Source organism: Thermus neutrinimicus, from assembly GCF_022760955.1.
Taxonomy (GTDB): domain Bacteria; phylum Deinococcota; class Deinococci; order Deinococcales; family Thermaceae; genus Thermus; species Thermus neutrinimicus.
This window is the reverse complement of the sequence record NZ_JAKTNU010000016.1, coordinates 19,237-42,565: the sequence shown is the minus strand read 5'-3', so window position 1 is coordinate 42,565 and position 23,329 is coordinate 19,237. Positions and strand designations below refer to the sequence as shown.

Annotated in this window: 21 protein-coding genes and 1 pseudogene; 3 read left to right on the top strand and 19 right to left on the bottom strand. The window is 65.9% G+C overall.

The window, feature by feature from the left end; genetic code table 11:
• Positions 1-156: 156 nt before the first annotated feature.
• Entirely contained in the window at positions 157-4,635 is a 4,479-nt protein-coding gene (locus L0C59_RS09305; RefSeq protein WP_243091085.1) for a glutamate synthase-related protein, read from the top strand.
• Positions 4,636-4,741: 106 nt separating this feature from the next.
• Complete coding sequence (locus L0C59_RS09300) at positions 4,742-5,299, top strand: protoglobin domain-containing protein (RefSeq protein WP_243091084.1); 558 nt, start codon at positions 4,742-4,744, stop codon at positions 5,297-5,299.
• Here L0C59_RS09300 and dnaB read toward each other — a convergent pair.
• Complete coding sequence (dnaB, locus tag L0C59_RS09295; protein ID WP_243091083.1) at positions 5,296-6,630, bottom strand: replicative DNA helicase; 1,335 nt, start codon at positions 6,628-6,630, stop codon at positions 5,296-5,298. The genes L0C59_RS09300 and dnaB overlap by 4 nt on opposite strands.
• A gap of 144 nt (positions 6,631-6,774) precedes the next feature.
• On the opposite strand from dnaB, the gene L0C59_RS09290 reads away from it, so the two are divergent.
• Positions 6,775-8,388 (top strand): transglycosylase SLT domain-containing protein, encoded by a 1,614-nt coding sequence (locus tag L0C59_RS09290; RefSeq protein ID WP_243091082.1) that lies wholly within the window; start codon positions 6,775-6,777, stop codon positions 8,386-8,388.
• Here the strand turns inward: L0C59_RS09290 and L0C59_RS09285 are convergent.
• The 18 genes and pseudogenes from L0C59_RS09285 to dnaK form a co-directional block, all read right to left on the bottom strand.
• Positions 8,378-9,541, bottom strand: coding sequence for a cation:proton antiporter (locus L0C59_RS09285; protein ID WP_243091081.1), 1,164 nt, complete (start codon positions 9,539-9,541; stop codon positions 8,378-8,380). The two genes, L0C59_RS09290 and L0C59_RS09285, sit on opposite strands and share 11 nt — an antisense overlap.
• On the bottom strand, positions 9,541-9,993 hold the full coding sequence (locus L0C59_RS09280) for a CBS domain-containing protein (protein ID WP_243091080.1): 453 nt from the start codon (positions 9,991-9,993) through the stop codon (positions 9,541-9,543). Before L0C59_RS09280 ends, L0C59_RS09285 begins: the two co-directional genes overlap by 1 nt.
• A gap of 10 nt (positions 9,994-10,003) precedes the next feature.
• A complete protein-coding gene (locus L0C59_RS09275) occupies positions 10,004-10,636 on the bottom strand; it encodes a rhomboid family intramembrane serine protease (RefSeq protein WP_243091079.1) in 633 nt (210 codons plus the stop codon).
• Complete coding sequence (locus L0C59_RS09270) at positions 10,637-11,470, bottom strand: SDH family Clp fold serine proteinase (protein WP_243091078.1); 834 nt, start codon at positions 11,468-11,470, stop codon at positions 10,637-10,639.
• Between the two features lie 38 nt (positions 11,471-11,508).
• Complete coding sequence (locus tag L0C59_RS09265; protein ID WP_243091077.1) at positions 11,509-12,642, bottom strand: cation:proton antiporter; 1,134 nt, start codon at positions 12,640-12,642, stop codon at positions 11,509-11,511.
• Positions 12,642-13,115: a cation:proton antiporter regulatory subunit gene (locus tag L0C59_RS09260; protein WP_243091076.1), complete on the bottom strand. Its 474-nt coding sequence runs from the start codon at positions 13,113-13,115 to the stop codon at positions 12,642-12,644. Before L0C59_RS09260 ends, L0C59_RS09265 begins: the two co-directional genes overlap by 1 nt.
• The gene (locus L0C59_RS09255) at positions 13,112-13,531 is read right to left on the bottom strand and encodes a phosphate-starvation-inducible PsiE family protein (RefSeq protein WP_243091075.1); all 420 of its coding nucleotides are present in this window, start codon (positions 13,529-13,531) and stop codon (positions 13,112-13,114) included. Before L0C59_RS09255 ends, L0C59_RS09260 begins: the two co-directional genes overlap by 4 nt.
• A gap of 1 nt (position 13,532) precedes the next feature.
• Positions 13,533-13,748, bottom strand: a pseudogene (locus tag L0C59_RS09250) (DUF1931 family protein); the annotation flags it as partial.
• A gap of 22 nt (positions 13,749-13,770) precedes the next feature.
• Positions 13,771-14,184: an Hsp20/alpha crystallin family protein gene (locus tag L0C59_RS09245; protein ID WP_243091073.1), complete on the bottom strand. Its 414-nt coding sequence runs from the start codon at positions 14,182-14,184 to the stop codon at positions 13,771-13,773.
• Between the two features lie 57 nt (positions 14,185-14,241).
• Complete coding sequence (locus L0C59_RS09240) at positions 14,242-14,928, bottom strand: metallophosphoesterase family protein (RefSeq protein ID WP_243091072.1); 687 nt, start codon at positions 14,926-14,928, stop codon at positions 14,242-14,244.
• A 10-nt stretch (positions 14,929-14,938) separates the two neighbouring features.
• Positions 14,939-15,355, bottom strand: coding sequence for an Hsp20/alpha crystallin family protein (locus L0C59_RS09235; RefSeq protein ID WP_243091086.1), 417 nt, complete (start codon positions 15,353-15,355; stop codon positions 14,939-14,941).
• A 15-nt stretch (positions 15,356-15,370) separates the two neighbouring features.
• Positions 15,371-16,555, bottom strand: a complete 1,185-nt coding sequence (locus L0C59_RS09230; protein WP_243091071.1) for a VLRF1 family aeRF1-type release factor — start codon at positions 16,553-16,555, stop codon at positions 15,371-15,373.
• Positions 16,552-16,941: a ferritin-like domain-containing protein gene (locus L0C59_RS09225; RefSeq protein WP_243091070.1), complete on the bottom strand. Its 390-nt coding sequence runs from the start codon at positions 16,939-16,941 to the stop codon at positions 16,552-16,554. Before L0C59_RS09225 ends, L0C59_RS09230 begins: the two co-directional genes overlap by 4 nt.
• A gap of 13 nt (positions 16,942-16,954) precedes the next feature.
• Positions 16,955-19,540 carry an ATP-dependent chaperone ClpB gene (gene clpB, locus L0C59_RS09220; RefSeq protein WP_243091069.1) on the bottom strand — a complete coding sequence of 862 codons (2,586 nt, stop codon included), beginning with the start codon at positions 19,538-19,540 and terminating at the stop codon, positions 16,955-16,957.
• A gap of 224 nt (positions 19,541-19,764) precedes the next feature.
• A complete protein-coding gene (locus L0C59_RS09215; protein ID WP_243091068.1) occupies positions 19,765-20,001 on the bottom strand; it encodes a chaperone modulator CbpM in 237 nt (78 codons plus the stop codon).
• Positions 19,988-20,824 (bottom strand): DnaJ C-terminal domain-containing protein, encoded by an 837-nt coding sequence (locus tag L0C59_RS09210; RefSeq protein ID WP_243091067.1) that lies wholly within the window; start codon positions 20,822-20,824, stop codon positions 19,988-19,990. Before L0C59_RS09210 ends, L0C59_RS09215 begins: the two co-directional genes overlap by 14 nt.
• 3 nt (positions 20,825-20,827) lie before the next feature.
• The gene (locus L0C59_RS09205; protein ID WP_243091066.1) at positions 20,828-21,379 is read right to left on the bottom strand and encodes a nucleotide exchange factor GrpE; all 552 of its coding nucleotides are present in this window, start codon (positions 21,377-21,379) and stop codon (positions 20,828-20,830) included.
• 59 nt (positions 21,380-21,438) lie between these two features.
• Positions 21,439-23,298 (bottom strand): molecular chaperone DnaK, encoded by a 1,860-nt coding sequence (gene dnaK, locus L0C59_RS09200; RefSeq protein WP_243091065.1) that lies wholly within the window; start codon positions 23,296-23,298, stop codon positions 21,439-21,441.
• Between the last annotated feature and the right edge of the window lie 31 nt (positions 23,299-23,329).

Here is a 23,329-nt window from a genome sequence, read left to right as displayed (position 1 = left end):
TCTTGGCTAAAATGCAAGCGGAGTCGGTCCCCCAGTCTCAGATGTATTGACCGATTACAGTGCCTTGACCCTACCCCCGGGGGGGTGTATAATCCCAGGAACGACGCGCATACCTTTGCCTACACCAAACCCCAAGCGTAAAGAAGGAGCCCCAAGATGACCTGGAAGGAAGCCTACCCGGATATCCCCCTAGGCCAGGACGCCTGCGGCATCATCGCCATGGCGGAGAAAAGCGGCAAGCCCTCCCACCGGATCGTGCGGAGGACCCTGGAAAGCCTTTACCGCATGGCCCATCGGGCAGGGGCCATCCGGGGAGAAGGGGATGGGACAGGCATCCAGACCGATATCCCCCGGGAGCTATGGGCCCGCCGCCTGGAGGAGGCGGGGCTGGAGCCGGAGCTGGCCTTTAATCCCCGCTTCTTCGTGGGGCACTTTTTCCTGCCCAAGGGCGAGGCGGGGCGCCTGGAGGAGTTCTACGAGCTCCTGAGGCGGGAAGGCCAGCCCCTTGGGGTGCGCCCGGTTCTCTTTCGCCGGGGGGAGGTGGTGAGCGAGGTGCTGGGCCCTGTGGGCCGGCGCACGGAGCCCATCTTCCTCCAGGTGGTGGGGCTTAGCCCCGATGGGGACGGCCCCTTGTGGGAGCTTGGCTTGAGGCTCGAGGCCAGCTTCCCCGTCCATGTGGTCTCCCTTTCCACCTACAGCGTGGTCTACAAGGTGCGGGGGGCGGCGGAGCTTCTAAAGCGTTACTACCCCGAGCTTTCCCGGCCCGAGTTCAAGAGCACCATCGCCCTTGGGCATAACCGCTACTCCACCAACACCCTCTCCACCTTCGAGCAGGTCCAGCCCTTTGGCCTACTGGGCCACAATGGGGAGATCAACACCATCGAGCGCCTCAGGCGGGAGCTGGATTACCTGGGCATCCCCCGCACCGGGGGCTCGGACTCCCAGGACCTGAACCGCATGCTGGAGGGGCTCATCTACCGCTATGGGCTTTCCCTGCCCGAGGCCATGGACCTGGTCTTCCCCCCTGTGCTCGGGGAGGTGAAGGGGCTGGCTCCCGAGCTTCAGGACCTCTACCTGGCCCTGCGCCAGCGCTTTGGCCCCCTGGCCCAGGGGCCCGCCGCCATCGTGAGCCGCCACCGGGATGAGGCGGTCTTTGCCACCGACGCCATGGGCCTAAGGCCCCTTTGGCAGTTTGAAACGCCTTACGAGGTCGTTTTCTCCTCCGAACGGGGTGTTTTCAACGCCGAGGAGTTCGTGAGCGAGCCCAAGCCCTTGGCTCCCGGGGAGAAGGTCTACCTGCGCCTGACCCCGGAGGGCCCCCGGGTCCTGCCCTTTGACCGCCACCAGCGTCTGGTGTTGGAGCGCATTGCCGCCCGCACCCCGGTGGCGGGGTACCGGGTGCACCTTTCGGGACCCATCCGCCAGGCCCCGCCCTCCGTGGCCGGGGGGAGCGAACCCCAGGTGGAGGAGAAGCCCGCGCCGCCCCCCTTGGGCCTGGAGCGGGCCTTCGGCTGGGACCGGTGGGATGGGGCCTACCTCGAGGCCCTGGCCAGGACCGGCAACGAGCCCATCGGCTCCCTGGGCTACGACGGCCCCCTGGCAGCCTTGAACCCGGAGAAGCCCAACCTCTCCGAGTTCTTCAAGGAAACCGTGGCGGTGGTGACCAACCCGGCCATCGACCGGGAGCGGGAGATCGAGCACTTTTCCACCCGCACCCTTCTGGGCCGGCGTCCCCTTCCCGACGGGCGGGGTGGGGGAAGGGTGGAGGAGCTTCTTTTGCCCATAGTCCTGGAAGAGGACCAGGGCCTGGCGGAAAGCTTTGGCACCCTGACCCTAAGCGAGGTGAGGTCCCGCTTCCAGACCGCCACCCTTGTGCCCCAGTTCGCCGTGGAAGAGGGGCTTCTTTTGGGGCTTAAGCGCCTGGAGGAGGAGGCGGTTAAGGCGGTGGAGGAAGGGGCCGAGGTCCTCATCCTCTCCGACCGGGAGGCCTTCCAGGGGGGGATCTGGATCGATATCGGCCTGGCGGTGGCGGCGGTGAACCGGGCCCTCATGAAGCGGGATGCCGAGGGGATCGCCCTAAGGCGGCGCACCTCCATCCTGGTGCACTCCGGGGGGGTGAGGAACCTCCACGACGTGGCCTTCCTGTTGGGCCTGGGGGCGGAGGCGGTGGCTCCCTGGCTTCTTGAGGAGAAGGCCCGGGCCCTGGAGGGGAGGAAGGGGGTGGCGGGCGTCCTCGAGGCCCTGCGCAAGGGCCTGGAGAAGGTCATCTCCACCATGGGCATCCACGAGCTTCGGGGTTACGGGAAGATCTTCAGCGCCATCGGGCTTAAACCGGAGCTTGCCGAGTACTTCGGCACCCGGAACTTCCTGGGTTCGGAATCCGGAGGGTATGGCTTTTTGGAGCTGGAGCGCACCCTTTTGGAGCGGGAGGGCTTCTTCCGGGCGGAGAAGGTCATGCCCGCCAAGGACTTCCGCTTCAATCCCAGGATCTACAAGGCGGCTCAGGAGGTGGCCAGCGGCCAGGCCCCTTATAGCCACTTCCAGGAAAAGGTCCGCTCCCTGGAACGGGAAAGCCCGGTGGCGGCCAGGCAGCTTCTGGAGGTGCGCTTCCCCGAGAGGAGCGAGGTTTCCCCCGAGGAGGTGGACCTTTCCGTGGGGGGCCACTCCCTGCCCTTCCTCATCAGCGCCATGAGCTTCGGTTCCCAAGGGGAGGCCTCCTTCCGCGCCTATGTGGAGGCGGCCAAGCGCCTCAACATGCTCTGCATCAACGGGGAGGGTGGGGAGATCCCCGACATGCTGGGGAAGTACACCCACTGGCGCGGCCAGCAGGTGGCCTCGGGCCGGTTTGGCGTCCACGCCTACATGCTGAACTCCGCCACGGTCATCGAGATCAAGATCGGCCAGGGGGCCAAGCCGGGGGAGGGAGGGCACCTGCCGGGGAAGAAGGTGTCCCCCAAGGTGGCCGCCGCCCGTAACGCCGTGCCCGGGGTGGACCTCATCAGCCCTTCCAACAACCACGACCTCTACTCCATCGAGGACCTGGCCCAGCTCATCGAGGAGCTGAAGACGGTAAATCCCAAGGCCCTGGTCTCCGTGAAGGTGCCCGTCATCCCCGGGATCGGCACCATCGCCGTGGGGATCGCCAAGGCGGGGGCGGATGTCATCACCCTATCGGGGTTTGAGGGGGGAACGGGGGCGGCTAGGCTCCACGCCCTTAAGTACGCGGGGCTTCCCGTGGAGATCGGGGTGCGGCGGGCCCACCGGGCCTTGGTGCGGGCCGGGCTGCGCGACCGGGTGGAGATCTGGGCGGATGGCGGCCTTAAGACCGCCTACGATGTGCTCCGCATGGTCCTTTTGGGAGCGGACCGGGTGGGCATGGCCACCATGGCCATGGTGGCCATCGGCTGCACCATCTGCCGGGGATGCCAGCTGGATACCTGCCACGTGGGCATCACCACCCAGATCGAGACGGTGGAGGAGGCTTTGGCCCACGGGCTAAAGCGCTTCGTGCCCCAGGACCTGGACCGGGCGGTGGAACAGCTCACCCGCTTCTTTGAGGCCAAGGGGGAGGCCCTGCGCCAGCTGGTGGCCGCCTTGGGAGCCCGGTCCCTCAGGGAGCTTCGGGGCCGGGTGGACCTCCTCTACCAGCGGGACCATTTAGAGGAGCTGGATCTTTCCTACTTCTTCCTGCCCGTGGAGGAGCCCGAGTGGCTTAAGGACACCTCTGCCCATGTGCTCAGGAAGCCCCTAAACCAGCTCACCCGCACCATCACCGAGGTGGTTATGGGAGCCTATGGGCAGGGAAGCCGCAGGCTGGTCTTCCAGGAGGGGCCGGTCAACTCCACGGACCGGGCCCTAGGGGCTCACCTGGCAGGGGAGATCGCCAGAAGGCGCCTTTACGGCAAGGGCTTTGACGCCGAGGTGGAGCTCCGCTTCGACGCGGGAAGTGTGGCCGGGAATGGCCTGGCGGCCTTTAACCTCGAGGGCATGAAGGTGGTGGTGGAGGGGGGTGCCCAGGATGGGGTGGCCAAGAGCGCCTTCGGGGGAACCGTGGCTATCCTCAAGGGGCGGAACCCCTACGGGGCCTACGTGGATGGCTCCGTGGGCAAGAGCTTCGCCTATGGGGCCATCGGGGGCCTCCTCATCGTGGAGGGGGTGGCGGATAGCCGCTTCTGCATCCGGCTTTCCGGGGCGGACGTCATCCTGGGTGGGGAGCCGGAAAGGCCCCTGAGGGATGAGCTCGGCAACCTGGCCGCCCGGGCCCAGGCCAAGGGGTTTGCCTTTGAGTACATGACCCGGGGGCGGGCTTTGGTCCTGGGGGACCCTGGGCCCTGGATCTGCTCGGGTATGACCGGGGGGCGGGTCTACCTCCGCCACTGGCCGGAGATGGGCCTCACGGAGGAGGCCATGAAGCGCCGCCTGGCCAAGGGGGCCAAGGTGGCGGTGAAGCCCCTGGACCTGAGGGGGGTGGAGGATGTGCGGGAGCTTCTTTCCGCCTACATCCAGGTCCTCAAGGAGGCCAAGCGGGAGGAGAAGGCGGCCCGCCTGGAGAAGCTTTTGGAGGATCCCGCCCAGCACTTCCGCATGGTGGAGCCCGTGAGCCAGCAGGTGGAGCAGGGGGTGAGCACGGAGTAGGGCCCTTGGCCGCGCGCTCACCGGCCCTACCGTCCCGCTGAGCCTGGGGTCCTCCTTTCCTCCCCGGGCTCTGGACTTACTGGCCCTGGGAAGGTACATTTGTCCCGTGGACCCCGGGGCCCTTCTGAACCTCCTCAAGCGCCGCACCGGTTTCACCGAGGGGCATGCGGCCATGCTCCGGGAGCTGGGGGACCTCATGGTTCCCTTGGCTCCCGAGGTGGCCTTGGCCTTCTACGACTACCTGGGGCGGGACGAGGAGCTTGGGGGGATTCTTCATGCGGTACCCGGAAGGGTGGAACGGCTTTACGGCACCTTTGCCCGCTGGTATGCCGAGCTTTTCTCTGGCGCCTACGACCGGGCCTATGCGGAAGGGCGTAGGCGGATCGGACTGGTGCACGCCAGGCTTGGCATCGGCCCCCGGGCCATGATCCCTGCCATGGGCATCGTGCAGGAGCTCTCCCTCGAGCACCTGCGCACCGCCCTCCGTGGGCCGGAGGTCTACGGCGCGGTGGAGGCCTTTGAGAAGATCATTGCCATAGAGATCGCCCTTATTGAGGAAAGCTACCTCGAGGCCCTTGCCTTGGGTCTCTCCCTAGGCCACCGGGACCTGAAGGAAGCCTTGGCCCAAGGGGCGGCCGCCCTTTTGCAGGCAGGCCATTCCTAGGGTTCCCGGGCCAGGTCGTTGAAGCGCACGTGGGCGGCGTGGAACTGGAGCTCCACGGTGCCGGTGGGGCCGTTGCGCTGTTTGCCCACGATGATCTCCGCGATCCCCGCCTTTTCGGAGTGGGGGTTATAGTACTCGTCCCGGTAGATGAACATCACCAGGTCAGCGTCCTGCTCGATGCTGCCTGATTCCCTTAGATCCGACAGCATGGGCCGCTTGTTGGGCCTGGCTTCCACTGCCCGGGAAAGCTGGCTTAGAGCGATCACGGGCACGTTGAGCTCCCGGGCGAGGGCCTTGAGCCCTCGGGAGATGGCCGCGATCTCCTGTTGCCGGTTTTCCCCCTGCCTGCCGGCCCCGGGGCCGGACATGAGCTGGAGGTAATCGATGATGAGAAGGCCCACCTCGTGCTGGCTCCTGAGCCTTCTGGCCCGGGCCCTAAGCTCCATCAGGGTGAGGTCTGGGGTGTCGTCGATGTAGATGGGAGCCTCGGAAAGCCTTCCCGCCACGTCCACCAGGCGGGAGAAGTCCCGGTCCGTGAGCTGGCCCAGGCGTACCCGGTTCATGTCGATGCGGGCTTCCGAGCACATAAGGCGCAGGGTGAGCTGGGAAGCGGGCATCTCCAGGGAGTAGATGCCCACCCCTATGCCCTCCTTCAAGGCGGCGTTCTGGGCGATGGTGAGGGCGAAGGCGGTCTTTCCCATGGCGGGGCGGGCGGCGATGATGTTCAAGGAGCCCGGGGCCAGGGTGCCGATGAGCTGGTCCAGCTCTTTGAAGCCGGTACGGACCCCGGAAACCTCACCCTTGTTCTGGAAAAGGGATTCGATGTGCTCAAAGGTTTCGTGGACCAGCTCCCGTATGGGGCGGGCCTCGGTTTCCGTCTGGGTGAGGGCCACCTCGAGGATCTTCTTGCCCGCGGTGTCCAGGATCTCGTCCAGGCTGCCCGCTTCCTCGTAGGCCAGGCGCATGGCCTCGCCTGCCGCCTGGATGAGCTTTCTTAGGGTCCACTTCTCCGCCACGATGCGGGCGTAGTGCTCCGCGTAGGCGGCGGTGGGGGTGGCCTCGGAAAGCTGGACCAGGTAGCTTACCCCTCCCAGGGCTTCCAGTTCCCCTCGGCGGGAAAGCTCCTCCGCCAGGGTCACCAGGTCCACGGGCTTGCCCTGGGACCTCAGGGCCTGCATGGCGGCGTAGATCTTGCGGTGGCCCTCCGCGTAAAAGGCTTCGGGAGAGGGGAGGAGGCCTTCCAGCTCGTCCAGCACGTCTGAATCCAGGAGAATGGCCCCCAGGACGCTCTGTTCCGCCTCGAGGTTGTGGGGGGGAATACGGCCTTCCATACCCATAGGCCTTACCAGGCTACGCCCACCCCCCCGGGTTTTGCCAGGGGGCTATCCCTAAGGGAAGCCTTGGCTTCCCAAGGCCTGGGTGGCGGGGTCATCCCTCGCCATGGGTTTCTCACCTTTTTCCTTTAGGGTGGGGGTGTGCGGTGGCTTCTTGTCCTTGCCTGGGTGGTCCTTACCTCTTGCCGGAGCCAGGCTTTACCCGAGCCCCTTGCCAGCCTGGAAAGGGGCGTGACGGAAGAGGTGCGCCAGGTGGCCCTGGGAGGGGAAGGGTATGCCCGGATGCTTTCCGGCTGGCTTCTTGTGGGCCGGGAGGAGGTGCCCTTGGCGGAGCGGGCGGAGTACGCCTGGCGCTATGCCCTCTTCCTGGAGGGGGTGCGGGCCTTTGAGCCGGGCTGGGATGCGAAGGCCGCCTGGCGCAAGGCGGCTTCCCTCCTTCAGCAGGCCCAAGACCCCCGCGCCTTTTCCGCCTGGGAACGGCTCCTTCCGGAAAGGGAAGCCGTGGAGGCCCTCCTTTCCCTGGGGGAGGGGGAGAGGCTTTGGCTGGCCCTTTTCCGGGGAAGGGCCTACGAGGCTCTTTTGCAGGTCCTTCCCCTCGAGGCGCGTCCCGACCTTCGGGCCCAGGCGCTTTTCCGGTTAGGGCGCTATCGGGAGGCCTTGCCCTTTTACCAGGAGTGGGCCAAAGGGGACCCCAGGGGGTACCTGGGCCTGGGCTATACCCTTTGGCGGCTTGGGCGAAGGGGGGAGGCCTTGGAGGCCCTGGCCCGCTACCACCACCCGGAAAGCCGCTACGCCCAGGGGCGGATCCTGGAGGAGATGGGAAGGGTCCTCGAGGCGGTGGAGGCCTACCGGCAAAGCACCCCCCAAGGGGTCTGGCGGGCCAGTGGGCTTTTGGAACGGCAGGGGTTTAGGAGGGAAGCCCTGGCCCTCTATCTGGACCTGGCCCGGGGCACGAGCCCGTATGCGGACGACGCTGCCCTTAGGGCCTACTTTCTGGCGGGGGAGCTTGGCCTAGCCGAGTCCCGTAGAGAAGCCCTGGATCTGGTGCGGGGAGGCCTAGGCCTTCTCCTGGGGAAGGAGCCGCCCCCTCCGCCTCCGGCTCCCCCTTCCTCGCCGCCTCCCGAGGCTTCCCTTGTGGAGGCCCTGGCGGCTTCCGGAAAGGAGGCCTGGGCCCGGGGGGTGGTGCGGTATGCCCTTTGGCAAAGGCCTGAGGGCTGGCCGGCCCTGGTGCCCCTCCTCTACCGGCTGGGGGCTTATCGGGAGGGGATCCGCTTTGCCTGGCCCACCGCCTTGGCCTACCCCCGTCCTTACCGGGAATGGGTGGAGGGTTATGCCGGTAAGGAGGGCCTTGACCCCAACCTGCTTTACGCCCTCCTCCACGTGGAAAGCCGGTTTGACCCCCGGGCGGTGAGCCCCACAGGGGCCTTGGGCTTGGGCCAGTTCCTAAGGAGCACCTGGGGGGATGTGGCCCGCATGCTGGGGGAATCTCCCGCGGATCCCTTTGACCCCGAGGCCAGCATCCGCTATGCCGCCCGCTACCTGCGCTGGCTTCTGGGCAGGTGTGCCGCCTACGGGGGCTTAGAGCAGGTGGCCTGCGCCGTTACCGCCTACAACGGGGGCATCGGCTACACCCTAAGGGGCATCACCCGGGAGGGGGACCTTTACGCCTTCCTCCGCTTCCAGGAACGGGACGAGCCCCGGGAGTACCTGGCCCAGGTGCTCGCCGCCTACGCGGCCTACCGGGCTATTCCTTAGCCTGGCGCAGGCCCCTTTCCGTCCAGGCAATAAGGGGCTTGAGGGCGAAGGGGGCGAAGAGGGTGGTGAAGACCACCATGAAGAGGACGATGGCGTACTCCTCCTCGTTGACGGCCCCTGCCGCAAGCCCCAAGGCCGCCACGATCAATCCCACTTCTCCCCGGGGAGACATGCCCACTCCCACGGTGAGGGCAGAGCGCACCCCTTGGGTGAGGGCTCCTAGGAAGCCTCCCAGGACCTTACCCAGGATGGCGATGACCGTGACCACGCTGCCCGCCACCAGGGTGGCGGGAGAGATGAGGGCCGCGAGTTCCAGCCGTACCCCCACCATGGCGAAGAAGATGGGGGCCAGGAAGCTTTCTATGGCCAGCACGGGCTCTTCCAGCCGGTACTTCTCCCGCACCTCGGAAAGGAGCATCCCTCCCAGGAAGGCCCCCACGATGGGGGCCAGGCCAATGGAGGCGGCCAAGGCGGCCATGCCGATTCCCAAGGCCAGGGCGAAGCCCATGGGGCTCCCCATGGGGAGTTTTTCTAAGGGCAGGCGGGAGAAGAGGGGTGAGAGGGCCACGGCCAGGCCCACGAAGGCTACGGATAGGAGGATCAGCTGGAGGATGGCCCCCATCTGTACCTCCCCGGTCCTGGCTACCCCGTTCACCACCGCCAGGACGATAAGGCCCAGGACGTCGTCAATGACGGCCGCTCCCAGGATCACCCGGGCGTAGGGGCGGGAAAGGACCCCAAGCTCCTGTAGCACCCTGGCGGTGATGCCCACGCTGGTGGCCACCAAGGCGGTGCCCAAGAACAAGGAGGGCAGGGTGGCGAAGCCGATCTGGAGGCCGAAAAGGTATCCCCCGAGGAAGGGGAAAGCTACCCCCAGCACCGCCACCAAGAAGGCTTCCTTACCCACCGCGAGGATATCCTTAAGCCGGGTTTCCAGCCCCACCATGAAGAGGAGGAAGATGGCCCCGAGCTCGGCGATGAACTCCAGGATCTCTCCCTCGTGCACCCACCCCAGGATGGCGGGGCCCATGAGAACGCCCGCCAGTACCTCCCCGATGACCACAGGTTGGTTGAGGCGCTTGAAGAGGAAGGCCACCACTTGGGTGGCGAGGACGAGGTAAAAAACTTCTAGGATGTGCTGGGCTCCGTGCATCACCGCCTCCTCAGGATGAGCTTGAGGAAGTCGCTTCGGGTGAGGATGCCCACCACCCTATTGCCTTGGTCCACCACCGGCAGGTGGCGTACCTCGCTGGTGAGGAGGGTTTCCAAAGCCTTTCCCACCGAATCCTCGGGATGCAGCCGGGGGATATCCGTGCGCATAACCGCTTTTACCGGGGTTTTCTGGTAGCGCCGGTAGATATCCTCCAAAAAATCCCCGTCCACCCACTCCCCGAAAAGCTGCAGGGCTTCCACATCGGAGAAGGGGATGTTCTCGGGGTGGGGGAGGAGCTCTTCCACCTGGAGTAGCCCCAGCAGATGCCCCTCTTGGTCCACCACCGGAAGGCTACCATAGCGTTTCTCCAGGATGTACCGGGCGGCCTCCTCGAGGGTGGCCTCTGGCCCGATGGTGTCGGGGTTTGGGGTCATGAGTTCGTCTACCTTCATGGGCTAAAGTTTACCAGCGCCGCCACCTAGGGGCAAAGCGCCGGGCCATGAAGGCGCCGAAAAGGAACCCCCCCAGGTGGGCCCACCAGGCCACCCCAGGAAGGCCCAAAAGCCCCTGCAGGAGCTGAAGAAAGGCCCAGTATCCTATGTAGAACCCCGCGGGGAAGGTGACGAAGAGGGGGAAGATGAGGAGGATCACGGAGACCACGTAGGCCCTGGGAAAGAGGACATAATACGCCCCCAACACCGCCGAAACCGCCCCGCTGGCCCCGATCATGGGGATGGGGGAGCTGAGGGAGAAAAGCCCCTGCGCCAAGGCAGCGGCCAGCCCCCCCAGGAGGTAGAAAACGAGGAAGCGCCCGTGGCCCATGCGGTCCTCCACGTTGTCCCCGAAGACCCAGAGGAACCACATATTGGAGAGGATATGAAAAAAACCCCCGTGGAGGAACATGCTGGTAAGTAGGCGATACCCTTGCCCGAGGGGATCCTGGAAGAAGAGGGCAGGGACAAAGCCGTAGGCCTGGGCGGACCACTCCAGACCCACGGAGAGTTGCCACAGGAAGACCAGGGCGTTGGCTAACACCAGCCCCTTCACCACGAAGGCGGGCCTGCGGGCGTGGTTGATGTCGTAGAGGGGAAACACCTAAGGCCTCCCGTGTTCTTGGTGGCGGTAGGGTACGGGCACGTACTGGACGCTGGGCTTTCCCCCCTGGGCCTGGGGGTAGAGGTCCATGAGCTCGTAGACCTCGCGGGGCATCTCCGTGCTCACGGGAAGGCCCATCTCCCGGGCCTGGGCCACGTCTATGGGATAGTCGTGGGTCCAGGTGCCTTGGGAGAGGAGGGTGGCCACCTCCTCCGCTTTCTCCTCGGGCATGCGTTTGAGAAGCAGGTTTTTCACCGTGGCCTTCACCTGCTTGAGGGCCTTTTCCGCCACGTCCGCCAAGATCAGGGTCTGGTCGTCGATCTCCTGGATGGGCTTCCTCTCCAGCACCTTGAGGATGCTGGCCGCCGGATACTGGCCGAGCTGGGGGTCCACGGGGCCCAGGACGGCGTTTTCGTCCATGACGATCTCGTCGGCGGCCAGGGCGATAAGGGTTCCCCCGGACATGGCGTAATGGGGCACGAAGACGGTGACCTTGGCGGGGTGGCGCAAGAGGGCCTCGGCGATCTGCTCCGCCGCCAGGACCAGGCCCCCTGGGGTGTGGAGGATGAGGTCTATGGGCACGTTCTTGTCCGTGAGGCGGATGGCCCTCAGGACCTGCTCCGAGTCGTCGATGTTGATGAAGCGGCTGATGGGGATGCCCAAAAAGCTCACGGCTTCCTGGCGGTGGATGAGGGTGATGACCCGGCTTTGCCGCTTCCGCTCTAGCTCTGCGATCTTCCGGGCCCTGGCCCCGAGGAGCATCTGCTGCTGCAGATAGGGGGTGAGGGCGGAAAGGATAAAGAAGAGCCAGAAAAGCTGGAAGAAGATTTCCATGGGAAGAGCATATAGCAGGGAAAGAGCCTGGGCCAGGCCTAATGGGAGCGGGCGGGGCGGCGGGGCTTTGGGGCCTCGCGCAGAAGGAGCCGGCCAAGCTCAGGGGCGAAGCGAATGAGGAGGGCCCCCAAGGGGACGGATAGGAGCACCAAGAGCACCGCTACTTGGGCCACCAAGGGATAGCCTTGCGCCTGGGCCAGGGCACCCAGGACCAGGTTGAACTCTCCACGGGGTACCAGGTAAAGGGCGCTATAGAGCCGGCGCTTGCGGGAAAGCCCTGCCCGGGCACCCCCCAGGTAGTTAAGGGGAAGCTTGACCAAAAGGCCTAGAAGGGCCAGGATCACCACCGCCGGGGCCAGGCCTTGGAAAAGGTCCCGGGCGCTAGCCCCCACCACCAGGAAGAAAAGGGCCACCCCAAGGTCTCGCACCGGACCGAAGAGCCGTTCAAACCGCTCGCGAAGTCCCAAGGAGGCGGCCAGGCTTCCCGCCAAGAAGGCGCCAAGCCCCACCGAGGCCCCGGCCATCTGGAAAAGCAGGGCTGTCCCCGTGGTAAAGGCTGCCCCCAGGAGGAGGACCAGCTCGTCGGAGAGTCCCTCCATGACTTTCGCCAGGTGGGGGCCAAGGAGACGGGCCAAGCCCAGGTACACCACCGCCAGCAGTAGGCTGAGGAGGAAGCCGTGGAGCCCCTGGCCCCCCAGAAGGGCCAGGAGGACCAGGATCACCAGGTCCTCGAGGACGGAAACCCCCAGGACCACCTCGCTTTCGGGGTTGGCCGCCCGGCGCAGGTCGATGATCAGCTTGACGATCACCGCGCTGGAGCTTACGTAGATGGCCCCGGCCAGCAGGGCGGCGCCGCGGAGGTCTAGCCCTGCCAAAAGCCCCAGCAGGAAGCCCAAGGGTAGGGCTAAGGCATCGTAAAAACCCGCCTGGACAGCCTTTCCGGATAACCCCCTAAGCCGGTCGGGACCGAACTCCATCCCCACGGAGAAAAGGAGGAGGAGGAGGCCTAGAGAGGGTAGGGGTTCCAGGTCCTCTACGGGCAGGCGTTGCCCCACCAGCAACCCCGTGAGGAGGTAGATGGGCAGAGGGGGAAAGCCAAAGCGGTGGACCAAGGCTGCTCCCAGGGCTAAAAGCCCTGCGGCCAGGGCAAAGGCTTCCACGGAAGGGTGCATCAGAGGGTCCTCTTCAGGGCTTCCACCGCCTCGCGGTTTCCCGCCACCACCAGGGTGTCCCCTGTTTCCAGGAGGGTGTCGGGGCTGGGGTTAGGGATGAGGGGAGCCCCGGGGCGGTCCACAGCCAGGAGGTGGGCCCCAGGGGGCAGGGCGAGCTCCCCCACCCGCTTGCCCACCAGCTTGGATCCGGGAAGGACCTTGATCCACTCAATGACCTTCTGCCCAAGCTTGCTCTGGGTGTCCCCCACCGCCTCGGGGTGGAAGAGCACCCCAGCCAGGATGGCCCCAAGCTCCCGGGCCTCCTCGTCGGTGAGGTCCAGGGCCATGGTGGGCTCGTCCTCCTCCCCCGCCTCGAAGTACTGCACCTCCCGCTTGCCCGAGTGGTGGACCACGATGACGATTCGGTCGCCGCTTTGCACCGTGATGGTGTACTTCCGCCCCACGCCGGGAAGAACCGCTTCCTCCACCCTCATGGTCGCCTCCTGGGGGAAAACTGCACCGCCAGGGTCCGCCCGGCCACCAGGGCTAGGATGCCCAGGGTCCAGAAGAAAAGGTCCAAGCCCGAGAGCTTCTCGGCGAAAAGTAGGAGGAGAAGCTCCCGCAGGGCCAAGGCCACGCCGATCTCCAGGAGGACCTCGAGGCGCACCCTTTCCAACTCAAAGTACTCCACGAAGACCCGTACCAGCTCCAGAACGATGACCAGGCTCAGGACGTTGGTGACCAGCTCCTTAAGGCCCAGGCGCACCGTGGGCTCGCTCAAGGTGAGGCCCAGCTCCATGAAGGTGCGCCCCACCCCCACAAAGAGACCGATGAGAAGGGCCACCACCACCAGGTTGAAGACCAGGCGGGTGGCCCGGCGGTAGAGGGAAAGGAGTAGGTCCTGGCTCATTTCAGAGAAGGAGGTTAAATACCCGCTCCGCCCGCTCATGGTGTTCGGTCTGGGGGTTCTTAAGCCTAGGGTCTAGCTCCTTGAGAACCCGGGCGTAGGCCACCACCAAAGCTCCAGCCACCTCGGGAAGCAGGGTGCGGACGTCCTCGGAGATCTCCAGGTCCAAGGGAGGCAAGGAGGCTAGGGCGTCCAGCACGGGCTTGAGCTCCAAGGCGGAAGGCCCAGGGTTGGTGGGGCCTTTACCCCTCCTGCACGGGGATTTTCACAGGGGGCTCGGGCGGGCGCGTCTCCCGGGGGATTCGCACCTCCAGCACCCCTTTGCGCAGCTTGGCCTCGATACCTTCCTTCTTGGCGTCCTTGGGGAGGAGGTAGGAGCGGTAGATGCGCCCGTAGACGATCTCGGAAAGGTGCTTGGTGCGCTTTTCCTCCCTTTTTTCCCCTTCCACCACCAGCTGGTCCCCTTCCAGGCGCACCTCCAGGTTCTCGGGGCCCAGGCCCGGGACCTCCACCCGCAACAGGTAGTGGTCCTCGTGCTCGGAAAGCTCCGAGAGGGGCTCGAGGGTTTCGCCCTCCTCCTTGAAAACCTTCTCTAGGGCCTCCTCAAAGGCTTTGCGCACCCGGTTCCTACCGAAGGGCCAAAGTTTCTCCAGCATCTTAACCTCCTCTTAAGAAAGATGTGGGGCCCCGCCCTCAGGCGAGGCCCCAGGTACTTAGCGCACGTTCCCGGTTTCCAGTTTCCTTGCCCTCAGGTCCAGGAGGCTGTACTCGCCCTCGGAAAGGTCGCCCGGCACCACCACCCAGCTTGCCCCCAGCATCTCGTGCTTCTGGCCCCTGCCGGCGGTGATCACCAGGAGGGGGTTGTGGGTCTTCACCAGGTGGGCCACCTCGTGGGACCCCCCTTCCCCAAGGCCCTTGTGGTAGGGGTTGGTGTAGAAGAGGAAGATCTTGGGGTAGTCCTTAAGGTCCCAGAGGGTCTTCAAGTGGTACTCCGCCACCCAGGAGGGGTAGCGCAGGGCCTCCTCCTCCTCGGGCTCGCCGTCCTCGGCGATCTCCCCCCCGACGCCCGCCACCAGGTAGGGGCCCTTCCAGAAGGTGAAGGTCTCGTGGACGTTGCGCATCTCGGGCCGCACCAGCTCGATGTTAGCGGCCTCCCTGAGGTATTCCCAGATGGGGGCGTCCTGGGGGCCGGGGATGTAGGCGGTGGGGAGATGGGCCTCGGCGAGGATGCGGAAAAAGGCGGCGTAGTCGCGGCTTTTCGCCGTTTTGGGCATGAGGTTGCCCACCAGGGCGAGGGCGTCCGCCCCCGTTTCCGGGGCCAGCTTCACCAGCTTCTCCAGGGCCTCGAGGTCGCCCATGGGGTTAGAGGTGGCCAGGATGTACCGCGTGGTCCGCCGCATAGCTCACCTCCTATTCCACCTGCACCTGGATCTTCTTGGGCTTGCTTGCCTCGGCCTTGGGCACCGTGAGGTGGAGCACCCCGTGGCGGAAGCGGGCCTGAACCCGGGAGAGGTCAAAGGTGCTGGGCACGTTGAAGCTCCGGGCGAAGGTGCCGTAGGGGCCCTCGAGGCGGTGGTAGGCCACGCTTTCCCGCTTCTCAAAGGGCCGCTCCGCCTTCACGGACAAGACGCCTTCCTCGGCTACCACCTCCACCTTCTCCGGATCCACCCCGGGAAGGTAGACCAGCACGTGAAGGCCTGCCTCGTCCTCCATCACGTCCACCGGCGGGGCGTACACCCTGGGCCCCTGCTGGGGGGTGGCGCCGAAAGCCCTTGCCAAACGCTCCTGCAACTCCTCCAGCTCCCTAAAGGGATCAAACCGAACCATTCTCCTCACCTCCTTTCACCACCTCAGGAGCGCGGCCATACCCCCGCGCTCCAGAAGCTCTTTTTCCGCTTCGCCCCGTACGAACTCCAGCTTGGCGGCGTAGCCCGTGGCCAGCTCGGGCAGGACCACGGCCAGGGGTTTGGCCTCGGGGTTTTGGCAGTGGGCCAGGGCCCGGGCCTCGTCGGGGAAGAAGATCCCCTCGCAGGCGTACACGGTTTGGTCCAGGTGCCAGGGAAGCACCCAAAGCTCCACCCGGCCTTCCTGAACCCTTTCCAGGACTTCCGGGCCGAAGGCCACCTTGGGATAGGCTTCCTCCAGCTTCTTGAGTAGCTCTACCTCGCCCTTGCGCTCCATCTCCTCCAGGACAGGCTCCAGCCGCTTGAGTACCTGGCCGGGGCTGACCCCGGGATGGGGCAGGGAGGGAAGAAGGGCCACCACCTTTTCCTTAAGGCGTTTCGGCAGGTAGCCCAGGAAAAGCTTGGTGTGCTCCTCGGGGCCCATGAGGATGAGGCGGGTGAACCCGTGTTCCTCCGCAAGTTTCTCCAGCTCGTGGCTTAAGGTCTTGTAAAAACGTTCTTCCCAAGCGGCCAGGCGCTTGGCGAAGAGGTCCTGGCCTGCCCCGCCCCGGGAGATGCCCGCCAGGTTGAAGCGGCGCCCCGGGGCATCCAGGGAAAGCCGCCGCCAAGCCTCGGTGTCCAAGGCCAAGAAGGCGTCGCTCACCTCCTGGACTTCACCCAGGAAGATTTCAAAAACCCGCCAGCGCTCCTGGTCCAAATAGACCACCCCGTAGCGCTCGTACTCGTCCAGGGCGTAGATAAGGGGGAGGAGGAAGGGCTCGCCGTAGTGGGCCAGAGCCCCGTCCGTAAAGAAGCGGCTTTCCTTTTCCCCTAGGAAGGTGGTCTTAAGGCTGGAGACCAGGGGTAGCTCCACCTGGAGCAGGAGGGTTTCCAAGAGCTTGTCCTTGGCAAAGAAGACGGCGGTCTTGGCCTCTAGCACCTGGTTTTTCAGCACTTCCAGGACCTTGTCCGCCAGTTCCTGGGGCACGCCCAGGGCCTTCATGGCGTCCTTGGCCCTTAGGGCGTAGGCCCGGTTGGCGTTTTCCGGCTTGGCGGGGTTGATGTCCAGGTAGAGGGAGAGGATCGGTCCCTCTGCCATGGCCAGGGTCTCCTTCAGGCGCCGAATCTCTTCCTTTCCGATCATAAGCCACCTCCTAAGAGGGCCACGGCTTTGCGCACCGCTTCCTGGTTGAGCCTTTCCTCCTGGCCCAACCGGGTAAAGAGGGCCTCGAGGTCCGGCTCGGGGAAGGTGCTTTCCAGGTAGTAGGCCCGGTCAAACCCCTCCTCGGAAAGGAGGCGGAGAAGCGCCTCCCATCCCTCCTCCTCCACCTTGGGCATGGGGGGAAGGGAGGCCCCCAGGCGGCGCAGGGTTTCGGCGATGGCCTCGGCATGGGCCCGTTCCCTATGGGCCACCTCCTCCAGGAGGGCCCGGAGGTGGGGGTAGGGTATCCTTTCCGCCGCCCGCTCCGCCCGCAGGGCATCCAGAAGCTCATCCTGGTAGGCCTTTTGCAGGACTTCCACCACCCTCATGCCGCCTCCTTTCTCAGGCCTCAACCCGCTCGGAGGTGCGGAAGACCAGGCCTGCAGGACCCGTGTCCACCACCACGGTATCCCCCTCCTTCACCTCCCCGGCCAGGATCTTCACCGCCAGGGGGGTTTCCAGCTCCCGGGCGATCACCCGCTTCAGGGGCCTTGCCCCGAAGACGGGGTCATAGCCCCGCTCGGCCAGGTAGTCCTTGGCGGCCTCGGTGAGGGTGAGGGTGATGCGCTTTTCCGCCAAGCGGGCCCTGAGGCTTTGGAGCTGGATCTCCACGATCTCCCGGAGTTGCTCCCGGGTGAGGGGCCTGAAGACCACGATCTCATCCAGGCGGTTTAAGAACTCGGGGCGGAAGTGCTTTTGCAACACGGCGAAGACCTCCTCCCGGATGCGCTCGTAGGGCAAGCCCTTCTGGATGCCCTCGAGGATCAAGGGGCTTCCCAGGTTGGAGGTGAGGATGATCACCGTGTTGCGGAAGTCCACGGTGCGCCCGTGGGAGTCGGTGAGGCGGCCATCGTCCAGGATCTGCAGGAGGATGTTGAAGACGTCGGGGTGGGCCTTTTCGATCTCATCGAAGAGGATGACCGTGTAGGGACGGCGACGCACCGCCTCGGTGAGCTGCCCCCCCTCCTCGTAGCCCACGTAGCCGGGAGGAGCCCCGATGAGCCGGCTCACCGCGTGCTTTTCCATGTACTCCGTCATGTCGATGCGCACCATGGCCTCCTCGGTGTCAAAGAGGGTGGCGGCCAGGGTCTTGGCCAGCTCCGTCTTGCCCACCCCCGTGGGGCCCAGGAAGAGGAAGCTGCCGATGGGACGGTTCGGGTCCTTGAGGCCGGCCCGGGCCCGCCTGATGGCATCGGCCACGGCCCTAATGGCCTCCTCCTGCCCCACCACCCGCTTGTGGAGCTCCTCCTCAAGCCGGAGGAGCTTCTCCCTTTCCCCTTCCAGGAGCTTGGAGACGGGGATCCCGGTCCAGCGGGAGACGATCTCGGCGATGTCCTCCTCGGTCACCTCCAGGCGCACGAAGCGGGCGTTCTTGAGCCTCTCGGAGAGGGCCTCCACCTCGGCCTCGAGGCGGGGAAGCTCCCCGTAGCGGAGCTCCGCGGCCCGGTTCAGGTCGTACTGGCGCTCCGCCAGCTCGATCTCTCGCCGGACCTCGTCCAGGCGTTGCTGGGCCTCACGGAGTTTCTTCAAGACCTCCCGCTCCGCCTCCCACTCGGCCTTGAGCTTTTCGATCTCCTGGTTGAGGTGGGCAATCTCCCCCTCTATGGCCTTGAGCCTTTCTTGGGAGTCCGGGTCCTTCTCCTTCTTTAGGGCCTCCCGCTCGATCTCCAGCTGGAGCTTCTTCCGCTCCAAGGTGTCGATCTCCTCCGGGGCGCTCTCCAAGGCCATGCGCAGGCGGGCCGCCGCCTCGTCGATGAGGTCGATGGCCTTGTCGGGAAGGCGCCTTTCCGTGATGTAGCGGTGGGATAGGACCGCCGCCGCCACCAAAGCGGGGTCGGAGATCCTAACCCCGTGGTGCACCTCGTACTTCTCCTTGATGCCCCGGAGGATGGAGATGGTCTCCTCCACGCTGGGCTCGTCCACGAATACGGGCTGGAAGCGCCTTTCCAGGGCGGGATCCTTTTCGATCTCCCGGTACTCGTCCAGGGTGGTGGCGCCGATGAGCCGAAGCTCTCCCCGGGCTAGGGCTGGCTTCAGCATGTTGCCGGCGTCCACGGCCCCCTCGGCCTTGCCCGCCCCCACCACGGTGTGGAGCTCATCGATAAAGAGGATGATCTCCCCCTGGCTTTGCACCACCTCCTGGATCACCGCCTTCAGGCGCTCCTCAAACTCGCCCCGGTACTTGGCCCCGGCCAGGAGGGAGCCCATCTGCAAGGAGATGATGCGCTTGCCCTTGAGGCCTTCCGGCACATCCCCTTTGACGATGCGCTGGGCCAGCCCCTCCACGATGGCGGTCTTGCCCACCCCCGGTTCCCCGATGAGCACCGGGTTGTTCTTGGTGCGCCGAAGGAGGATCTGGACGGTGCGCCTGATCTCCTCATCCCGGCCAATAACGGGGTCCAGCTTGCCCTCAGCCGCCAGCTTGGTGAGGTCGATGCCGTATTGCTCCAGGGCGTTGTAGGTGCTTTCCGCGTGTTCCGTCTGCACGGTTTTACCTCCCCTAAGTTCCTGTAGAGCCTTCCTTAGGGAGCTTTCTTCGGGAATCCCCACCTGGAGGGAGGGCTCGGCCCTCGAGGCCTCCGCCAAGGCCAGGACCAGGGTGTCCAGGGCCAGGAAGCGGTCCTTGAGCTCCCCCATGAGGCCCTCGGCCCGGTCCAGGGCCCGGGCGAGCCTTTGGGAAAGGTACTGGCCCACCTCGGCCCCCTCCACCTTGGGCAGCCGCCCCAGTTCCCGCTCGGCACCTTCCCTGAGGGCCTTGGGGTTGGCCCCTGCCCTCTCCAGAAGCCGCCAGGCCAGGCCCGTGGGGTCCTTTAGGAGCACGGCCCAAAGATGGGGCAGGTCGATGGCCTGGTGCTTCATCTCCCGGGCCAGGACCTGGGCCTGGGCCAGGGCCTCGCGGGCAGCTTGGGTCCAGCGTTCCAGGTTCATACCCCTATTCCTCCCACTGACTTAATCATATCGCTTGATAATTTCAATGTCAAGAGAGTTGCGTAGACTAAATGCGCTTCCCCAACCCTACGTCCAGGGGAGGTTTGCTCGGCGGGGAGATGGCAACGCTCTTTGTCCTGATTATAGGGGAAAAGGGCGGGAGGGATGTCCCGGCCTTTGGCCTTGCTTGGGGTGGTTGGGAGGGGGAAAGTCCCTTGGAGGGCCTAGCGGCGTTCCAGGATCTCCACCACCAAGGCTGCCCCCACCAGGTTGGCCCCCAGGTCGCGGCGGATGCGTTCCGCCTTGGCCATGCGCAGGAGGTCTTCTTCCCGGAAGTACCAGACGCCTTCCACCTCCAAGGGCTCCACGAAGCCGATCTCCACGTAGGCCCGCACCACTCCCAGGGAAAGGCCGTAGTCCGCCAGGGCCTCCAGGGATAGATAGGGGCTACGCGCGAGCATGGCGCACCTCCTTGAGCTTCCGCCAAAGCCCCTCCTCCTCAGGCGTGAGGTCCTCGGGGATCACCACCCGCACCTCCAGGTAGAGGTCCCCCCGGCCATGGGGCCCGGGAAAGCCCTTCCCCTTAAGCCTTAGCCTCCTTCCCGCCTGGGTTTTGGGGGGAATGGTGACCTCCACGGGGCCTTCCAGGGTGGGGGCCCGCACCTTGCCACCCACCACGGCGATGGGGGCGGGAACGTCTAGGGTGGCGTGGAGGTCCTGGCCCTCGAGGCGGAAGACCGGGTGGGGCACAAGGCGCACGGAAAGGAGCAGGTCCCCCGGGGGCTCCCCAGGCCCTCCCAGGCCCGCCAGGCGGATGAGGCTTCCCTCCTGCACCCCCGGGGGGATCCTCACGGAAACCCGCCTTCCCCCCACCTCCACCACCTTTTCGCCTCCCCGGAAGGCCTCCTCGAGGGTGAGGGGAAGCTCGGCCCTGAGGTCGCGGCCTTTCCTTGGCCTCCTCCGCCCCATGCCCCCAAAGAGGCCGCCGCCGAAGAGCTCCTGGAAGAAATCGGAGAAGTCCTCCACCTCAAACCCGGAGAAGTCGTACCCCCCAGGGGGCGGGGGCGGGGGTGGGGTAGCGGTGCCGTAGGTGTCGTAGACCCGGCGCTTCTCCGGGTCGGAGAGGACGGCATAGGCCTCGTTGATCTCCTTGAAGCGCTCCTCGGCCTCGGGGCTTTTGTTCACGTCGGGGTGGTACTGGCGGGCCAGGCGCTTGTAGGCGCGCTTGATCTCCTCCTGCGTGGCGTTTCTCGGTACCCCCAGGATGGCGTAGTAGTCCTTCATGGCCTATTCCACGCCCTCCTCTTCCGGGCTTTTTTCCTCGCCCACGGCCACCCGGGCCGGGCGCACCAAGGCCTCGCCCAGGCGGAAGCCCCTTTGGAAGACCCGGGCCACCTTGCCGGGCTCCCCGGGGAGGAGGCCGATGGCCTCATGGTAGCGGGGGTCAAAGGCCTCCCCCTCCCCGGGCACCTCCTCGATGCCAAGGCCCGCCAGGATGCGGAAGAAGCCTTCCCGCACCGCCTTAACCCCCTTGAGGATGCTCTCCGGGTTGGCCTCGGCAAATTCCAAGGCCCGCTCCAGGTCGTCCAGGACAGGGAGAAGGGCCCTGACCGCCCTGAGGACCCCCTCCCGTTCCTTAAGCCTAAGCTCCTCCTCCACGCGCTTGCGGTAGTTGTCAAAGTCGGCGAGGAGGCGCAGGTACCGGTCCTTCAGGGCTCGGAGCTCCTCCTCCATGGCCAGCAGGCGTTCTGGGGCCAGGGCCTCCTCGCCCGCCCCCTGGAGGCCTTGCTCCACCTGGGCGGCCTGTTCCTTTGGGATTTCCTCGCGTTCCTTCTCCATGCTTCCTCCGAGAGGGTAAGGGGAAGCCCTTGCCCCGGCAGGGGCCAGGGCAGGGGGGTTTAGTCGGCGGGCTTGTAGTCGGCGTCGATCACGTCGTCAGGGCCACGGCTGGAACCCCCGGTGGTCCCGGCGGTGGCGGCCTTCTCGTAGGCCTCCACTGCCTTCAGAAGCTCCTCGGTGGCCGCCTTCAGCTCGGGGTCGGAGGCATCCCTCTCCGAAAGCTCCTTGGCCCGGGCGATGGCCGCCTCGAGGCGGGCCTTGGCCTCGGGGGTGCCTTGCTTTTCCTGGAGGATTCTCTCCGCCTGGACGCGGGTGGAGTCCAGGGTGTTCTTGAGCTCGGCGTGCTCGCGGCGGCGCCGGTCCTCCTCCGCGTGGCGCTGGGCCTCCTCGATCATCCGCTGGATCTCCTCCTCGGAGAGGGTGGTGGTGTTCTGGATGGTGATGGAGGCCTCCTTGCCCGTGGACTTCTCCTTGGCGGTCACGTGGAGGATGCCGTTGGCGTCGATGTCAAAGCACACCTCGATCTGGGGAACCCCCGCGGGCATGGGGGGGATGCCCTCGAGGCGGAAACGGCCTAGGCTCTTGTTGTCCGCAGCCATGGGGCGCTCGCCCTGGAGGACGTGGATCTCCACCGCGGTCTGGTTGTGCTCCGCGGTGGTGAAGATCTCGCACCGGCGGGTGGGAATGGTGGTGTTCCGGGGGATGAGGACGGTCATCACCCCGCCCTTGGTCTCCACCCCCAGGGAGAGGGGGGTGACGTCCAGGAGAACCACATCCCGCACCTCCCCCATGAGGACCCCTGCCTGGATGGCCGCCCCCATGGCCACCACCTCGTCGGGGTTCACGGAGCGGTTGGGCTCCTTGCCCAAGAGCTCCTTCACCACCCTCTGCACCGCGGGCACCCGGGTGGCCCCGCCCACCAGGATCACCTCGTCGATCTGGGCCGGGGTCAGGCCGGCGTCCTTCAGGGCCTGCTCCACCGGGCCCCTAAGGCGCTTCAGCAAGGGCTCGATGAGCTCCTCAAACTTGGCCCGGGTGAGCTTCTTCTCCAGGTGCAAGGGCGTCTTGCTGGCGGGGTCCAGGGCGATGAAGGGAAGGCTGATGGTGGTCTCGAAGGTGCTGGAAAGCTCGATCTTGGCCTTCTCCGCCGCCTCGATGAGGCGCTGGAGGGCCTGGCGGTCCGCCTTGAGGTCCACCCCGTACTCCCGCTTGAACTCCTCGGCCAGCCAGTTCACGATGGCGTGGTCCATGTCGCTGCCGCCCAGGTGGGTGTCCCCGGAGGTGGACTTCACCTCAAAGACCCCCTCGCCGATCTCCAGCACCGTCACGTCAAAGGTGCCGCCCCCCAGGTCAAAGACCAAGACGGTCTCGTTGCCCTTCTTGTCCAGGCCGTAGGCCAAAGCGGCGGCGGTGGGCTCGTTGATGATGCGCAGCACCTCGAGGCCCGCGATCCGCCCGGCGTTGGCCGTGGCCTCCCGCTGGGCGTTGTTGAAGTAGGCGGGCACGGTGATCACCGCCTTGGTGATCCTTTCCCCCAGCTTCTTGGAGGCGTCCTCCACCAGCTTGCGGAGGACCATGGCGCTGATCTCCTCGGGGGTGTAGAGCTTGCCCTTGATCTCCACCCGCACCCCGCCGTCAGGCCCGGGGACCACCTTGTAAGGGACCCGCTTGGCCTCCTCCTGGACCTCCTCAAAACGGCGGCCGATGAACCGCTTGATCTCAAAGACGGTGCCCTCGGGGTTCAGGACCGCCTGGCGCTTGGCCATGCGGCCCACCAGGGTTTCGCCGTCGCGGAAGGCCACCACGCTGGGGGTGGTCCTCTCGCCCTCCGCGTTCTCCAAGACCACGGGCTTGCCGCCCTCCATGATGGCGATCACGCTGTTGGTGGTGCCCAGGTCAATGCCCACTGCCTTAGCCATAGCTACACCTCTCATCCCAAGCATAGACCAT

Excerpts from the sequence above, each read along its gene's own strand:
- L0C59_RS09305 (WP_243091085.1), top strand. The coding sequence starts at position 157 with ATGACCTGGAAGGAAGCCTACCCGGATATCCCCCTAGGCCAGGACGCC.
- dnaB (WP_243091083.1), bottom strand. The coding sequence starts at position 6,630 with ATGGAAGGCCGTATTCCCCCCCACAACCTCGAGGCGGAACAGAGCGTC.
- L0C59_RS09285 (WP_243091081.1), bottom strand. The coding sequence starts at position 9,541 with ATGCACGGAGCCCAGCACATCCTAGAAGTTTTTTACCTCGTCCTCGCC.
- L0C59_RS09280 (WP_243091080.1), bottom strand. The coding sequence starts at position 9,993 with ATGAAGGTAGACGAACTCATGACCCCAAACCCCGACACCATCGGGCCA.
- L0C59_RS09270 (WP_243091078.1), bottom strand. The coding sequence starts at position 11,470 with ATGGAAATCTTCTTCCAGCTTTTCTGGCTCTTCTTTATCCTTTCCGCC.
- L0C59_RS09265 (WP_243091077.1), bottom strand. The coding sequence starts at position 12,642 with ATGCACCCTTCCGTGGAAGCCTTTGCCCTGGCCGCAGGGCTTTTAGCC.
- L0C59_RS09260 (WP_243091076.1), bottom strand. The coding sequence starts at position 13,115 with ATGAGGGTGGAGGAAGCGGTTCTTCCCGGCGTGGGGCGGAAGTACACC.
- L0C59_RS09255 (WP_243091075.1), bottom strand. The coding sequence starts at position 13,531 with ATGAGCCAGGACCTACTCCTTTCCCTCTACCGCCGGGCCACCCGCCTG.
- L0C59_RS09245 (WP_243091073.1), bottom strand. The coding sequence starts at position 14,184 with ATGCTGGAGAAACTTTGGCCCTTCGGTAGGAACCGGGTGCGCAAAGCC.
- L0C59_RS09240 (WP_243091072.1), bottom strand. The coding sequence starts at position 14,928 with ATGCGGCGGACCACGCGGTACATCCTGGCCACCTCTAACCCCATGGGC.
- L0C59_RS09235 (WP_243091086.1), bottom strand. The coding sequence starts at position 15,355 with ATGGTTCGGTTTGATCCCTTTAGGGAGCTGGAGGAGTTGCAGGAGCGT.
- L0C59_RS09230 (WP_243091071.1), bottom strand. The coding sequence starts at position 16,555 with ATGATCGGAAAGGAAGAGATTCGGCGCCTGAAGGAGACCCTGGCCATG.
- L0C59_RS09225 (WP_243091070.1), bottom strand. The coding sequence starts at position 16,941 with ATGAGGGTGGTGGAAGTCCTGCAAAAGGCCTACCAGGATGAGCTTCTG.
- clpB (WP_243091069.1), bottom strand. The coding sequence starts at position 19,540 with ATGAACCTGGAACGCTGGACCCAAGCTGCCCGCGAGGCCCTGGCCCAG.
- L0C59_RS09215 (WP_243091068.1), bottom strand. The coding sequence starts at position 20,001 with ATGCTCGCGCGTAGCCCCTATCTATCCCTGGAGGCCCTGGCGGACTAC.
- L0C59_RS09210 (WP_243091067.1), bottom strand. The coding sequence starts at position 20,824 with ATGAAGGACTACTACGCCATCCTGGGGGTACCGAGAAACGCCACGCAG.
- L0C59_RS09205 (WP_243091066.1), bottom strand. The coding sequence starts at position 21,379 with ATGGAGAAGGAACGCGAGGAAATCCCAAAGGAACAGGCCGCCCAGGTG.
- dnaK (WP_243091065.1), bottom strand. The coding sequence starts at position 23,298 with ATGGCTAAGGCAGTGGGCATTGACCTGGGCACCACCAACAGCGTGATC.